This window comes from Sinorhizobium sp. KGO-5 (assembly GCF_036245905.1).
In the GTDB taxonomy this organism is placed as follows: Bacteria; Pseudomonadota; Alphaproteobacteria; order Rhizobiales; family Rhizobiaceae; genus Sinorhizobium; species Sinorhizobium meliloti_A.
Map to the genome: position 1 here is coordinate 1,592,373 of NZ_BDIZ01000001.1, position 13,448 is coordinate 1,605,820.

At 62.4% G+C, this 13,448-nt stretch carries 14 protein-coding genes; 9 read left to right on the forward strand and 5 right to left on the reverse strand.

The genetic code is table 11. The features are described from left to right. Window positions 1-247 precede the first annotated feature (247 nt). The 3 genes from BHD07_RS07540 to BHD07_RS07550 are packed head-to-tail and all read left to right on the forward strand — an operon-like array spanning window position 248 to window position 3,377. Window positions 248-700, forward strand: a complete 453-nt coding sequence (locus tag BHD07_RS07540) for a MarR family winged helix-turn-helix transcriptional regulator (RefSeq protein ID WP_100672101.1) — start codon at window positions 248-250, stop codon at window positions 698-700. Then, window positions 697-2,292, forward strand: a complete 1,596-nt coding sequence (locus tag BHD07_RS07545) for an MFS transporter (RefSeq protein ID WP_100672102.1) — start codon at window positions 697-699, stop codon at window positions 2,290-2,292. Before BHD07_RS07540 ends, BHD07_RS07545 begins: the two co-directional genes overlap by 4 nt. 17 nt (window positions 2,293-2,309) lie before the next feature. Next, window positions 2,310-3,377, forward strand: a complete 1,068-nt coding sequence (locus BHD07_RS07550; protein WP_100672103.1) for an HlyD family secretion protein — start codon at window positions 2,310-2,312, stop codon at window positions 3,375-3,377. 91 nt (window positions 3,378-3,468) lie between these two features. Here the strand turns inward: BHD07_RS07550 and rplI are convergent, their stop codons facing one another. From rplI to rpsF, 4 genes are all read right to left on the reverse strand, one after another. Continuing rightward, window positions 3,469-4,044, reverse strand: coding sequence for a 50S ribosomal protein L9 (gene rplI, locus BHD07_RS07555; RefSeq protein ID WP_018094655.1), 576 nt, complete (start codon window positions 4,042-4,044; stop codon window positions 3,469-3,471). 33 nt (window positions 4,045-4,077) lie between these two features. Continuing rightward, the gene (locus tag BHD07_RS07560; RefSeq protein WP_100672104.1) at window positions 4,078-5,031 is read right to left on the reverse strand and encodes a DUF2232 domain-containing protein; all 954 of its coding nucleotides are present in this window, start codon (window positions 5,029-5,031) and stop codon (window positions 4,078-4,080) included. A gap of 193 nt (window positions 5,032-5,224) precedes the next feature. Then, window positions 5,225-5,473: a 30S ribosomal protein S18 gene (gene rpsR / locus BHD07_RS07565; RefSeq protein WP_003531693.1), complete on the reverse strand. Its 249-nt coding sequence runs from the start codon at window positions 5,471-5,473 to the stop codon at window positions 5,225-5,227. Window positions 5,474-5,498: 25 nt separating this feature from the next. Beyond that, the gene (gene rpsF, locus BHD07_RS07570; RefSeq protein ID WP_018094657.1) at window positions 5,499-5,948 is read right to left on the reverse strand and encodes a 30S ribosomal protein S6; all 450 of its coding nucleotides are present in this window, start codon (window positions 5,946-5,948) and stop codon (window positions 5,499-5,501) included. A 343-nt stretch (window positions 5,949-6,291) separates the two neighbouring features. Between rpsF and BHD07_RS07575 the strand changes: the two genes are divergently transcribed. Further along, on the forward strand, window positions 6,292-6,624 hold the full coding sequence (locus BHD07_RS07575; RefSeq protein WP_100672105.1) for a four-helix bundle copper-binding protein: 333 nt from the start codon (window positions 6,292-6,294) through the stop codon (window positions 6,622-6,624). 26 nt (window positions 6,625-6,650) lie between these two features. On the opposite strand, the gene BHD07_RS07580 is transcribed toward BHD07_RS07575, so the two are convergent. After that, the gene (locus BHD07_RS07580) at window positions 6,651-7,694 is read right to left on the reverse strand and encodes an aldo/keto reductase (RefSeq protein WP_338278815.1); all 1,044 of its coding nucleotides are present in this window, start codon (window positions 7,692-7,694) and stop codon (window positions 6,651-6,653) included. Between the two features lie 336 nt (window positions 7,695-8,030). Here BHD07_RS07580 and fabD point away from each other — a divergent pair, with 336 nt between their 5' ends. The 5 genes from fabD to mltG all read left to right on the forward strand — a co-directional run bounded on the left by fabD (window position 8,031) and on the right by mltG (window position 13,405). Beyond that, complete coding sequence (gene fabD, locus BHD07_RS07585) at window positions 8,031-8,975, forward strand: ACP S-malonyltransferase (RefSeq protein WP_338278817.1); 945 nt, start codon at window positions 8,031-8,033, stop codon at window positions 8,973-8,975. Window positions 8,976-8,999: 24 nt separating this feature from the next. Then, window positions 9,000-9,737 carry a 3-oxoacyl-[acyl-carrier-protein] reductase gene (fabG, locus tag BHD07_RS07590; protein WP_018094661.1) on the forward strand — a complete coding sequence of 246 codons (738 nt, stop codon included), beginning with the start codon at window positions 9,000-9,002 and terminating at the stop codon, window positions 9,735-9,737. Between the two features lie 336 nt (window positions 9,738-10,073). Further along, window positions 10,074-10,310: an acyl carrier protein gene (locus BHD07_RS07595; protein WP_003531676.1), complete on the forward strand. Its 237-nt coding sequence runs from the start codon at window positions 10,074-10,076 to the stop codon at window positions 10,308-10,310. A 305-nt stretch (window positions 10,311-10,615) separates the two neighbouring features. After that, window positions 10,616-11,881, forward strand: a complete 1,266-nt coding sequence (gene fabF / locus BHD07_RS07600) for a beta-ketoacyl-ACP synthase II (RefSeq protein ID WP_338278841.1) — start codon at window positions 10,616-10,618, stop codon at window positions 11,879-11,881. Window positions 11,882-12,205: 324 nt separating this feature from the next. Beyond that, window positions 12,206-13,405, forward strand: coding sequence for an endolytic transglycosylase MltG (gene mltG, locus BHD07_RS07605; protein WP_100672109.1), 1,200 nt, complete (start codon window positions 12,206-12,208; stop codon window positions 13,403-13,405). Window positions 13,406-13,448: the final 43 nt, after the last annotated feature.

A 13,448-nucleotide genomic window follows, 5' to 3' on the forward strand; every position in this document is an offset into this window, starting at 1 on the left:
CGCAACAGTGGCGTGCCATACAACCCCGCCTGTCGCCTTTGCCCGTTGTTCGACTGATCCACAGGGAGGCAAGGGAGAAGTTGTAAAAAACTACATTCTCACGCGACACTGGTTGACGCAGCGGCCATGGGTAAAAACTACCTGATTCGGGTCCCCGCGTCCTCGATGGGCATCTTGAAAAATGCCCATGGCCGGATTAAATAGTGTCCAGATAGTTAGCATGCTAGTAATATGGAAAAGATACTAAATGCCGAATCCAAGCGACAATCGTGAACTGTTCGACGCACTTGCGACCGTCAATCGCAAACTGCGGTCGGTGTTCGACGCGCGGGTGAAGGAGCGCGGCCTGACGCTGCCGCGTGCCCGGATGCTGTTCGCGCTCGCCAGGAAAGAAGGTCTCAACCAGCGCGAGTTGGCCGAAGAGCTCGATATCGAGACGCCGACGATCGTTCGCCTTCTCGACGGCATGGAAAAGCAGGGATTCATCGAGCGCCGGGTCGAGCTTTCCGATCGGCGTGCGAAGCAGATCCATATGACGGACATTGGCCGCTCCGTGGCGGATGAGATTCAGAAGCTCGCGAGCGACATCCGCGAGGAGGTCCTGGGCGGGCTGCAGCCACAGGAAATCGCCGTCGCGCTGAAGGTCGTTTGCAAGATCGCGACGAACATCCAGTCGATCGGGCGGAGTGGCGACCGATGAATGCCGTTGCCGCTCCCGACTCGATGCGCATCGGTAGATCGGCTCTCTATATCGCCGGCTCCGCTCTCCTCTTTCTGACGCAGGGCCTCGGCCTGAATCTCGCGTCGGCCAATCTTGCGCAGGTCCAGGGGTCGCTTTCGGCCACGTCGGTGGAGGCTGCCTGGCTTGCGGCTGCCTACATGGCGCCCAATGTCAGCCTTTCGGCCGCTCTCGTGAAGATCCGCGCCCAATATGGTCTTCGCCGCTTCGCTGAGATCGGCATAGTCGGCTTCGTCATCGCTTCACTGATGAACGTCTTCGTCTCGGACCTTCATTCGGCGGTCGTCGTCCGCTTCATCAGCGGCATTGCGGCCGCGCCGATGTCGAGCCTCGGCTTTCTCTATATGCTGGAAGCCTTTCCGCCGGCGCGCAAGCTGACGGTGGGCCTCGCACTCGCCCTGACATGCACGACCTTGGCCGCTCCGATCACGCGGCTGATCTCGCCGCGGCTCATCGAGATCGGACAATGGCACGGGCTGTACACGCTTGAGATGGCGCTCGCGCTGATCGCGCTGCCGGTCATCTATCTGCTGCCGCTGACGCCGGTGCCTCATGCCAAAGTCATCCAGCGTACCGACATCCTCAGCTACCTGCTGCTCGCCGTCGGCTTCGGCTGCGTTGCCGTCGTCCTCGCGATGGGGAGGCTCTATTGGTGGTTCGAGGCACCGTGGCTCGGCATGCTGCTCGCCTTGTCGGTCGTTACCCTCACGGCCGTCGTCCTGATCGAGCTCAATCGCGAGCAGCCCTTGATCGACATACGCTGGTTGGCCTCGCGCGAGATCGTGCATTTTGCTGCCGTATTGTTGATCTTCCGCCTCGTCGCCTCGGAGCAGTCGGCGATCGCCACCAACTTCTACCAATTGCTCGGCCTGCAGTATGACCAGCTCGCGACACTTTACTGGATCATTCTGGCCGCATCGCTCGGGGGCGGTCTGCTCTGTGCGGCGCTGATGAAGCCGGGGCACGCGGACGTCATCCACGTGTTCGCCCTCGGCATGCTCGCCGGCGGCGCCTATATGGACAGCCATGCGACGAGCCTTACGCGTCCGGAACAAATGTATGTGAGCCAGGCGCTGGTCGCCGCCGGCACGGCCCTTTTCCTGCCGCCGGCCATGGCCCGCGGTTTCACGGCGGCACTCGCGAAAGGCCCGAGCTACATCCTGAGCTTCATCGTCGTCTTTCTGTTCACGCAGAGCATCGGCGGCCTGATGGGCTCGGCCGCCTTCGGAACCTTCGTGACACTGCGGGAGAAGTTCCACGCCAACATTCTGGCCGAGCAGATCGTTCTGACCAATCCTCTGGTCGCGCAGCGCATCGGGCAGTTGTCGGGCGCCTACGCCAAGGCAATCGGCGACAGGGCGTTGCTGAACGGGGAGGGCGTTGCCCTGCTCGGGCAGACGATCACCCGCGAGGCCAACATCCTCGCCTACAACGATGCCTTCCTGCTGGCGGCGATCATAGCGCTTTTCGCGCTCGCGGTGCTGCTCATCCAAATCGCTGTCAAACGGCTTGCCGGGCGCGATCCCGACATCGTACCGGCGGCCATATCTTGAACAATGAAGTCGTTATCATGCTGAAAAACTTCCGCTCTCCTACCACGCTCATCGTGCTTCTTGCCGGCCTCGCCGGTCTTTCACTCGTCCTCTACGCCTGGCGTCTGCCGCCCTTCGCGAGCTCCGTCGAAACCACGGAGAACGCCTATGTCCGCGGCTATGTCACGACCATCAGCCCGCAACTTTCCGGCTACGTCGCGGAGGTGCCGGTGCGCGACTACGAGGAGGTGAGGGCTGGTCAGCTCCTCGTCAGGATCGATGACCGGATTTACGTCCAGAAGCTTGCGCAGGCAAAAGCGACGCTTGCGACACAACGGTCGGCACTGGCGAACTCGTTCGAACAGGAGCTATCGGCAAAGGCCGGAATCGCCGCCAGCGAGGCCCAGCTCGACGGGGCCAAAGCGGCTCTGGCAACGACGAGAGCAACCTGGGACCGCATTCGTCCGCTCGCCGATAAAGGTGTCGCGACGCGGAGCGACGCCGACCAGGCCCGGGCTGCGTTCGAGCAGGCGGACGCGGGCGTCAAACAGGCGATCGCAAATCTCGAGGTTTCGCGCCAGTCGCTTGCGACGACGCTCGGCGCACGCGCCGGCCTCGAGGGTTCGGTAGCCGGCGCCGAGGCGGCTGTGGAACTCGCCGAGATCGATCTCGACAACACCAGGATCGTTGCGCCGCGTGCCGGCAGGCTGGGCGAGATCGGTGCCCGTGTCGGGCAATATGTCACCGCCGGCACACAGCTGCTCTCGGTCGTGCCGCACGACGTCTGGATCGTCGCCAACTTCAAGGAGACGCAGCTTGACGGAATGCGGGTTGGTCAGCCCGTCACCATTTCGGTAGACGCCCTGAACCGGCAGGTGCTGAGAGGCCACATCGAGCGCTTCTCTCCCGCTGCCGGATCGGAATTCAGCATCATCCGGCCCGATAACGCCACCGGCAATTTTACCAAGGTGGCGCAACGTCTCGGCGTGCGCATCGCCGTCGATCCCGAACAGCCGATGGCCGACCGCCTTGCTCCCGGGCTTTCGGTGGTGGTGAGGGTCGACAAGGCGGCCGAACCTCAGGCGGCGATCGCGTCCGCCGGGTAGGGCAATTCCAGGTTCCGCAAGGAATCGCCCGCAAACAAAAAGCCCGGATCCGATCGGATCCGGGCTTCTTTCCTTGAGGTCCGCTCGGGACTTATTCTTCTTCGGACTCGATCTCGGCTTCCGGGTTGAAGAAATCTTCCGGCTTCAGGGCGTCTTCGTCCACGCCGTAGATGGCATCGGCCGAGGTCAGGCTTTCGCCCTTGGCCTGGCGCTCGGCTTCTTCGGCCGAACGGGCGACGTTGATTTCGATCGCCACGTCGACTTCCCCGTGCAGGTGCAGCGTGACCTTGTGCAGGCCGATAGCCTTGATTGGCTGGTTGAGGTCGACCTGGTTCCGGTTGATGTTGAAGCCTTCGGCAGCCAGCGTCTCGACGATGTCGCGGGCGGCAACCGAGCCGTAAAGCTGGCCGGTCTCGCCAGCGGAACGGACGATGATGAAGGACTTGCCGTCAAGCGAATCGGCAACCTTCTGGGCTTCCGACTTACGCTCGAGGTTACGGGCTTCGAGCGTCGAGCGCTCGGATTCGAAACGGGCCTTGTTGGCGGCATTGGCGCGGAGCGCCTTGCCGAGCGGCAGCAGGTAGTTGCGCGCGAAGCCGTCGCGAACCTTTACGGTTTCGCCCATCTGGCCGAGCTTGGCGATGCGTTCGAGGAGAATGACTTCCATTTTGATTTCCTTTCAGTTTGTTCGTTTCGTTGGTCAGTTTTTTCCCGTGGGCGTGAGTGCGATGGCGCGGCGCGTATCGATCAAGCCGGACAGGAGGAAGAAGAAAGCCGGAATCGTAAAGACGAACACCGACAGGTATGCGATCCACAGCACGGGAAGCCGCCAGGACTTGCCGCGCGTGCGAAAATGAAAAGAGGCGAAGCCCGACAGCAGGAAGCCGGCGCCGAAGGTACCGCAGACGAGCGCACCGATCACAGCCGGCGCCCCGCCGAAGAAGGTGAGGGCCAGGCCGCCGAGAAAAACGAAGATGGCGTTGCGGTGCATCCTGAGCGAAGAGGGAACGTCCTCCCGCGGCCGAAGCGCCTTGCCGGACAGCTGCACGATGCGGGTCGCGAGATAGTAGGCGGCGAACAGCATCAATACCCAGATGGCACCCTGCACCAGCGGCAGCGCCAGCGTGAATATCGACTTGAGCTGAGCGATCGCCGCGGCATCCGGATTGTAGAGCGGTTCCTGCGCCTTTATCGCCTCGACCACCATATCGACCATGATGTCGGAGACGCTCGCGTCGTATCCGACGATATAGCCGACGATGATCATGCCGACCGTCACCAGTCCGGCAAGATGCACGAGGATGTCGGAGAGCGGATACCAGGCGAGTGAACCCTCGGGACCGCCGAGTTCGGAAGCCGGGCGCGCAAGATTGGAGAGGTGGCTGAGCCAGCCGGCCGGGACGAGCGTCACGACGACGATCAGCAGTGCGAAATAGGGTGACACGAGTGCCACTGCTGCCCCGCCCGCGACCACGATGGCAGCGATGGCGGCGGCGTTTCCCCAACCGAGACCCGCAATCAGGATCGGCAGCGCGGAGGCGGCGTAGAGAACGATCGCAAGAGACGACTGCGTATTCGCGCCCATCGACAAGAGGGCGGCGGTAATGCCGGCGAGAACGCCGGTCAGCAGCGATGTCCTGTTCCAGTTCTTCACGTTCGCTGTCCTGCTTGAGATGCAGTTAGGGGCGGCCGTCCGGCCATTGCCCCAACATGGGATTTGCGCGCCGTTCCGGCGCGTTTCCGATCCGCGCCCACCGCGGAAGGGAGGGATCGAGGCACACTTGAAAGCGCGCCTCGATCGAAGCTGGTTTCCGTTGAGTCAACCGATCAACGGAGCGCCGGCCGCCTTACGATACGATGTAGGGCAGCAGGCCGAGGAAGCGGGCGCGCTTGATCGCCTGGGCGAGTTCGCGCTGCTTCTTCTGGGAAACGGCCGTGATGCGCGACGGCACGATCTTGCCGCGCTCGGAAATGTAGCGCTGCAGGAGACGGACGTCCTTGTAGTCGATCCGAGGAGCGTTTGCGCCCGAGAAGGGGCAGGTCTTGCGGCGACGGTGGAACGGACGGCGTACCGGAGCGGAAGAAACTTCAGCCATTGTCTTTATCTCCTAAAGCTTCTTGTTAAGCGCGGTCTTCGCGCGGGCGGCGCGGACGGTCATCGCGGTCGCCACGGTCCGGACGCGGACCACGGTCGCCAAACCCGCCACGGTCCGGGCGGTCGCCGTCGCGGCGCGGACGATCGTCGCGGTCGCGCTTCTGCATCATCGCGGACGGGCCTTCCTCGTGCTTGCTGACGGCGATCGTCATGTAGCGCAGGATGTCTTCGTTGATGCGCATCTGACGCTCGACTTCGTGCACGGCCGGTGCCGGGGCATCGATGTCCATGAGGACGTAGTGAGCCTTGCGGTTCTTCTTGATGCGGTAGGTGAGGGACTTCAGGCCCCAGTTCTCGACCCGACCGACCTTGCCGCCGTTCGATTCGATGACACCCTTGTACTGCTCGACCAGGGCGTCGACCTGCTGCGGCGTGATGTCCTGCCGAGCGAGGAATACGTGTTCATAAAGAGCCATTGTGGCTTGCCTTTCTTGCGTTAATCAGCCCGGACCTCGGCGGCTAAGCCTCAACGACTGTTCTTAGAGGCCACTAAGAGCCGGCAAGAAAGTGTTGTATCGAGACGGTCGAGAGCGGAGACACGGGAGGCCGGAATGCCTTACATTCCTCGCGGTTTCCGAATGGAAACCGGCCCTCCGTTCAGCCACCAGCCAGAAGACCGGGCGTTTCGAACAGCGCGCTTATACGGGTTTTCACCCGAAATGCAAGCGCTCTCGTCGGATTGGCCTCCCGGCTGCACTCATCCGGAACAAAAGCGCCCTTGCGCTGTTGAGTGGGCTCCCACCCATCCGGGAGAAGAAAATGGCCCCCTTCGATCCGAAGATGCAGGAATGCATCGAGAATTGTCTTGCCTGCTATCGCGTCTGCCTTTCGACGGCGATGACGCATTGCCTGGAGACCGGCGGCGAGCATACCGAGCCGCCGCACTTCCGGTTGATGATGGCCTGCGCGGAAATTTGCAGGGACGCGGCGCATTTCATGCTGCTGGGTACGCCGCACCACAAGCACTTGTGCGGCGAATGTGCCGAGATCTGTGCGGAGTGCGCGGACGACTGCGAGCGCATCGGCGACATGGGCGATTGCGTCGACGCCTGCAGGCGCTGTGCCGAGAGCTGCCGCCAGATGGCGGCATGAAGCCGCCGCTCCGGCGGGAGAGTGTTTCAGATCGGCGCCGGATAGAGCCGGTGCAGCCGCCGGATGCCGTTCATCACGTCCTGGGAGAGAGTGACGTCGGCGGCGCCGAGGTCATTCTTCAGTTGCTCCATGGACGTGGCGCCGATGATGGCCGAGGCCATGAAGGGGCGCGTGAGACAGAAGGCGATCGCCATTTGAGCGGGGTCAAGACCGTGTTCGCGGGCGAGTGCGGCATAGGCGGCGACGGCGGGCTCCTGATGCGGCGTGTAGCGGCCGCCGAGGTCGCCGTTGATCGACAGGCGCGATCCGGCCGGCCTGGCCCCGTCCAGATATTTTCCGCTCAACAGCCCGGCCGCCAGCGGCGAATAGGCGAGCAGGCCGATATCTTCGTGGTGCGACACTTCCGCCAGGTCGAGATCGTAGCTGCGGTAGAGCAGACTGTACTCGTTCTGGATCGTTGCGACGCGCGGGAAGCCGTATCTGTTGGCGAGGTCGATCATCTTCATCGCGCCCCAGGCCGTATCGTTCGAAAGGCCGACCGCGCGGATTTTGCCCGCTTTGACGAGTTCGCCGAGTTTGTCCAGAATGGCCTTGAGATCAGCTGCAACCTCCTCCTTGTTCTGGTGGGAAGGGTCATAGGACCAGGCGTTTCGGAAGTGGTAATGACCGCGGTTGGGCCAGTGCAATTGATAAAGGTCGATATAGTCGGTTCTGAGCCGCGCGAGGCTCGCATCGACCGCTTCGCCGATCCCTTGCGGGGTGACCGGGCCGCCATTGCGGATGTAGGCACGGCCGGAGCCGGCGACCTTGGTTGCAACCACCACGTCGTCACGGCGGCCGCGTGCGGCCAGCCAATCGCCGATGATGCGCTCGGTGTTGCCGTAGGTCTCCGCTGAAAGCGGTGTGGTCGGATAGAGTTCGGCCGTATCGATGAAGTTGACGCCATGATCGAAGGCATAGTCGAGCTGTTCATGGGCCTCGGCCGGCGTGTTCTGCGAGCCCCACGTCATCGTTCCGAGACAGATGGACGAAACCTTGATGCCGGTGCGGCCGAGTTTGTTGTAGCGCATGACGTTCCTTGTGGGGCGGGTTAGCGCCCATGGGAGGAAGGCGCTCCGCCTTGGAAATGACGGTTGGCCGCAGCCCGGGAAGTTCCGGAACGGCGCGGCGGCAAAGCGGGGCAAACTTAAGCCTTGATTGGCGAAGATCAAGGGCAAAAGACCGTAACCAGCCGGCGAAGCGCGGCTTCCGCGCTTGACTTGCGGTTCAGGAATGTGAATGGAGAGGAAAATGCGGGGCGGCGCCAAAGGTCCGGGCGGTTCATCTGCACCCGCCCGCGCAATTGAAACGGTCACGGTTACTGGCTTGCTCCGAACCAGCCGCGACCCATGGAAGGGGCACTCTTGATGAGCACCGCATTCACGTTCCCCGGTCAGGGTAGCCAGGCCGTCGGCATGGGCAAGGATCTGGCCGAGGCCTTTCCGGAGGCTGCCGCCGTCTTCGCCGAGATCGACGAGGCGCTCGGCGAAAAGCTTTCCGACATCATGTGGAACGGGCCTGAGGACACGCTGACGCTGACGTCGAATGCGCAACCGGCGCTGATGGCGGTGTCCATGGCGGTCATCCGCGTGCTCGAGGCCAAGGGCGTCGATCTCAAGCGCAAGGTTTCCTTCGTTGCGGGCCACTCGCTCGGGGAGTATTCGGCGCTCTGTGCCGCCGGTACTTTCTCGCTCGCCGACACGGCGCGTCTTCTGCGCATTCGCGGCGATGCCATGCAGGCGGCCGTGCCCGTCGGCAAGGGCGCGATGGCGGCGATCATCGGTCTGGAGCATGACGATGTCGAAGCGATCTGCCGCGACGCCGCATCGCTCGGCTCGTGCCAGATCGCCAACGACAACGGCGGCGGCCAGCTGGTGATCTCGGGCGAGAAGCCGGCTGTGGAGAAGGCCGCGGCTCTCGCATCGCAGAAGGATGCCAAGCGCGCGCTGATGCTGCCCGTGTCCGCCCCCTTCCATTCCGCGTTGATGACACCGGCCGCCGAAGCCATGCGCAAGGCGCTCGCAACGGTCGAGAAGCGCGATCCCGTGGTGCCGGTCGTCGCGAACGTGCTTGCCGCGCCGGTAAGCGACGCGGGCGACATCGCACGACTGCTTGTCGAGCAGGTGACCGGGCAGGTGCGCTGGCGCGAGACGGTCGAGTGGTTTGCGGCCCATGACGTGACGACGCTTTACGAGATCGGCTCGGGCAAGGTCCTGACGGGACTTGCCCGGAGGATCGACAAGACCGTCACCGGCATCGCCGTCAATTCCCCCGCCGATATCGAAGCGGCGCTTGCCGTCCTCTTGGCCTGAGCGCCCTACTATAAGGAGAAATCCATGTTCGATCTTTCAGGCCGCAAGGCTCTCGTTACCGGCGCTTCCGGTGGTATCGGCGAGGAAATCGCCCGCATGCTGCATGCTCAGGGCGCCGTCGTCGGACTGCATGGTACCCGCGTCGAGAAGCTCGAAGCTCTTGCCAACACCCTCGGCGAACGGGTTCAGATATTCCCGGCAAATCTCTCCGACCGCGCGGAAGTCAAGGCGCTCGGTGAAAAGGCGGAGGCCGATCTCGGCGGCGTGGACATCCTCGTCAACAATGCCGGCATTACCAAGGACGGGCTCTTCGTCCGCATGAGCGACGAAGACTGGGACAACGTCATCGAAGTCAATCTCACGGCCGTCTTCCGGCTGACGCGGGAGCTCACGCATCCGATGATGCGCCGTCGCTTCGGCCGCATCGTGAACATAACTTCGGTGGTCGGCGTCACCGGCAATCCGGGGCAGGCGAATTACTGTGCCTCGAAGGCCGGCATGATCGGCTTCTCCAAGTCGCTTGCACAGGAAATCGCCACCCGCAACGTCACGGTCAACTGCGTCGCGCCGGGCTTCATCGAAAGCGCGATGACCGGCAAGCTGAACGACAAGCAAAAGGAAGGGATCATGTCTGCGATCCCGATGCGGCGGATGGGAAGCGGAGCCGAGGTCGCCTCCGCCGTCGCCTATCTCGCTTCGAACGAAGCGGGATACGTCACCGGTCAGACGATCCACGTCAACGGCGGCATGGCGATGATCTGACGAGGCGATGGAGTGTGCGGTACCTTGGTCTTCGGCCTGTGCCGCGAGCTCCGATCAGCCTCTTCGTTTGTTTGTGCCAAATGCCTGAAAATCAATGTTGACCAAGGGAATATCGGGCATTTTCGCACTTTGCGGCAGGCATAAACCGTGTTAATCGGGCCATGACTGCGCGCAGTCGACCGTTCCGGCCAGGTGTCCGGCAGCTCTTGTTGCCCTAGGTTTCCGCGGTTTCGGTTGGATGGATTGCCCGTTGGACCAACTTGGTCTATCAGGCGTGATAGAGTGCCGGTGCCGGTAACAGCGCCGTAGAGAAACATAAGGTCGAGGAACTCCGACATGAGCGATATCGCAGAACGCGTGAAGAAAATTGTTATTGATCATCTTGGCGTCGACGCCGAAAAGGTCAGCGAAGGCGCAAGCTTTATCGATGACCTCGGCGCGGACTCGCTCGACACCGTCGAACTGGTCATGGCATTCGAAGAAGAATTCGGTGTCGAAATCCCGGACGACGCTGCAGATTCGATCCTCACCGTCGGCGACGCCGTCAAGTTCATCGAGAAAGCCCAGGCCTGACCTTCTGGCTTGAGTCATTGGCGGGCCGCACTCGCGGCCCGTTCAGCCCTGGGGCAGTGGGCTGGCCTGCATTCACTGCGGGTTGCGATCGGTAAAGCGTCCCGCCTTTCCCTCTGGTCGTCACTACTGCATGTCTCCTGATTGGAGTCCGTCCAGGGACAAGAACATGCAAGGAACCATAAGGTCAAAGCGACCTTTGCGCGTCTTCACGACGCTGTAACGAGATTTGCAATGCATGCGCGGGTCGCGATCGTCGCGTGGTCCGGTCCGGCGGTTGAATTGAACAGTCAGGGTGGGTCACGGGTATGAGACGTGTCGTTATCACCGGTACCGGCATGGTATCTCCTCTGGGTTGCGGAACCGAAGTCAGCTGGGCGCGTCTTCTGGCCGGCGACAATGCAGCCCGCAAGGTCACCGAGTTCGAGGTCGAGGACCTTCCCGCCAAGATTGCCTGCCGCATTCCCTTCGGCGATGGCAGCAACGGTACGTTCAATGCCGACGACTGGATGGAGCCCAAGGAACAGCGCAAGGTCGATCCTTTCATCGTCTATGCGATGGCCGCTGCCGATATGGCGCTGGCGGATGCCGGCTGGAAACCCGAAAGCGACGAAGACCAGATTTCGACCGGCGTCCTGATCGGCTCCGGCATCGGCGGGCTGGAAGGTATCGTCGATGCGGGTTACACCCTGCGCGACAAGGGTCCGCGGCGTATTTCCCCGTTCTTCATTCCCGGCCGGCTGATCAATCTCGCAGCCGGTCAGGTTTCCATCCGCCACAAGCTGCGCGGTCCCAACCATTCCGTCGTGACGGCCTGCTCGACCGGCGCGCATGCGATCGGCGACGCCAGCCGGCTGATCGCGCTTGGGGATGCGGACGTGATGGTTGCCGGTGGTACGGAATCTCCGATTTGTCGGATATCGCTCGCAGGCTTCGCCGCCTGCAAGGCGCTCTCGACCCAGCACAACGACAATCCTGAAAAGGCCTCGCGGCCCTATGACGCCGATCGTGACGGCTTCGTCATGGGCGAAGGTGCGGGCGTCGTCGTTCTGGAAGAACTGGAGCACGCAAAGGCGCGCGGTGCCAAGATCTACGCCGAAGTGATCGGATACGGTCTGTCCGGCGACGCCTTCCACATCACCGCTCCGTCCGAAGACGGCGAAGGCGCTTACCGCTGCATGCAGATGGCGTTGAAGCGCGCGGGCGTCACGGCTGCTGACATCGACTATATCAACGCCCACGGAACATCGACGATGGCCGACACGATCGAGCTCGGCGCGGTCGAGCGGCTGGTCGGAGAAAGCGCTTCGAGGATCTCCATGTCCTCGACGAAATCGGCCATCGGGCATCTGCTCGGAGCGGCCGGCGCGGTCGAGGCCATCTTCTCGGCGCTCGCAATTCGCGACAATATCGCCCCGCCGACGCTCAATCTCGACAACCCATCCGTCGAGACGAAGATCGATCTGGTGCCGCATGTCGCGCGCAAGCGCGAGATCAATGTGGCCCTGTCGAACTCGTTCGGTTTCGGCGGCACCAACGCGTCGCTGATTCTGCGCCGTTACACCGGCCATTGATCCCTCGAGCGGGCGTCTTGCGAAACGGGTTGCCAAGGTAAGCGGAATTCGGGCAGATCTTCCGATCTGCATCGACCCGCGATCCCGCTTTTTGCCGCAATGCTCGCTACAAGCTGTCGCTGGAGTGGCGACGACTCGGGGCCGCCGCCAAGGGCTATGTTCGCGCAAGCCACATCTGGTAAATGTAGGATATTCATCGCAGGGCAGGCCGCTCTTTCACCGGAGCCGCAGAGGCCGCCGTAACATTCACTGGTCGCCGGTCTAATCCGAAATTCGCACCGGCGGCGGTTTGAAAAGGTTGCGAATTTCGGAATCGGGATAATCGTGAGCGACTCAAACGATAACAGCGCGGTGCAATTCGGCCGCAATGAAACCGGGAGCAACGGGCCGATCATTCCGAAGTCGGCCAACGAAGCGCTGCGTCCCGAAAGAGTTCCCCATCCGCCGAAGCGTTCACGCAAGGCGCGCAGCCAAGTCGTCATCTTTCTCAACTTCGTCATGACTGTGGTCGTCTTCGTGGCACTCGCGGCCGCCGGGGCCGTCTATTATGCCATGCACGAATACGAGAAGCCGGGTCCCTTGGAGGCGAACAAGAACTTCATCGTTCGCAGCGGCGCGGGCATCAGCGAGATTGCCAGCAACCTGGAGCGCAACGAGATCATTACCGACAGCCGCGTATTCCGGTTCGTTTCGGAAGCCTATCTGAGCAATGACACGCTCAAGGCCGGCGAATACGAAATCAAGGCGCATGCATCGATGCAGGAGATCATGGAGCTTCTGAAATCCGGCAAGTCGATCCTCTACTCCGTCTCGCTGCCCGAGGGTTTGACCGTGAAGCAGATGTTCCACAGGCTTGCCGACGATCCGGTTCTTGTCGGCGATCTGCCGGCGGAGCTGCCGCCCGAAGGCTCCCTGAAGCCGGACACCTACAAGTTCACCCGCGGAACCGACCGTAACGAGATCATCAAGCAGATGACCGCTGCCCAGGAGGCGCTGGTGCAGCAGATCTGGGAGAAGCGGGATCCGGATCTTCCCGTGTCGACCATAGAGGAATTCGTAACTCTTGCGTCGATCGTGGAGAAGGAGACCGGCCGCGCGGACGAGCGACCGCGGGTCGCGTCCGTGTTCATCAATCGCCTGGAAAAGGGCATGAGGCTGCAGTCGGATCCAACCATCATCTACGGCATCTTCGGGGGCGAAGGCAAACCCGCCGACCGGGCGATCCTGAGGTCCGACCTCGACAAGCAGACGCCGTACAACACCTATCTCATCAAAGGTCTGCCGCCGACGCCGATCGCAAATCCGGGCCGGGCGGCGCTCGAAGCCGTCGCCAATCCGTCGCGCACACCCGAACTCTACTTCGTCGCCGACGGCACCGGTGGACACGTCTTTGCGGAGACGCTCGACGAGCACAATGCCAATGTGCGGCGCTGGCGGAAGATCGAGGCGGAGAGGGCAGCGGAGGCGGCGAAGGCCATCGAGGCGGCACAGGATGCCGTCACGCAGACCGGAACCCAGCAATAATACAGGTCGCCAAAACCGCGCAGCGGTTTGGGATAACGACAAT

Bases quoted from the DNA above. Each gene is read 5' to 3' on its own strand.
- fabD (WP_338278817.1), top strand. From the start codon at position 8,031: ATGAGCACCGCATTCACGTTCCCCGGTCAGGGTAGCCAGGCCGTCGGC.
- rpsF (WP_018094657.1), bottom strand. From the start codon at position 5,948: ATGGCTCTTTATGAACACGTATTCCTCGCTCGGCAGGACATCACGCCG.
- BHD07_RS07545 (WP_100672102.1), top strand. From the start codon at position 697: ATGAATGCCGTTGCCGCTCCCGACTCGATGCGCATCGGTAGATCGGCT.
- BHD07_RS07575 (WP_100672105.1), top strand. From the start codon at position 6,292: ATGGCCCCCTTCGATCCGAAGATGCAGGAATGCATCGAGAATTGTCTT.
- rplI (WP_018094655.1), bottom strand. From the start codon at position 4,044: ATGGAAGTCATTCTCCTCGAACGCATCGCCAAGCTCGGCCAGATGGGC.
- BHD07_RS07595 (WP_003531676.1), top strand. From the start codon at position 10,074: ATGAGCGATATCGCAGAACGCGTGAAGAAAATTGTTATTGATCATCTT.
- BHD07_RS07550 (WP_100672103.1), top strand. From the start codon at position 2,310: ATGCTGAAAAACTTCCGCTCTCCTACCACGCTCATCGTGCTTCTTGCC.
- fabG (WP_018094661.1), top strand. From the start codon at position 9,000: ATGTTCGATCTTTCAGGCCGCAAGGCTCTCGTTACCGGCGCTTCCGGT.
- BHD07_RS07540 (WP_100672101.1), top strand. From the start codon at position 248: ATGCCGAATCCAAGCGACAATCGTGAACTGTTCGACGCACTTGCGACC.
- BHD07_RS07580 (WP_338278815.1), bottom strand. From the start codon at position 7,694: ATGCGCTACAACAAACTCGGCCGCACCGGCATCAAGGTTTCGTCCATC.
- rpsR (WP_003531693.1), bottom strand. From the start codon at position 5,473: ATGGCTGAAGTTTCTTCCGCTCCGGTACGCCGTCCGTTCCACCGTCGC.
- fabF (WP_338278841.1), top strand. From the start codon at position 10,616: ATGAGACGTGTCGTTATCACCGGTACCGGCATGGTATCTCCTCTGGGT.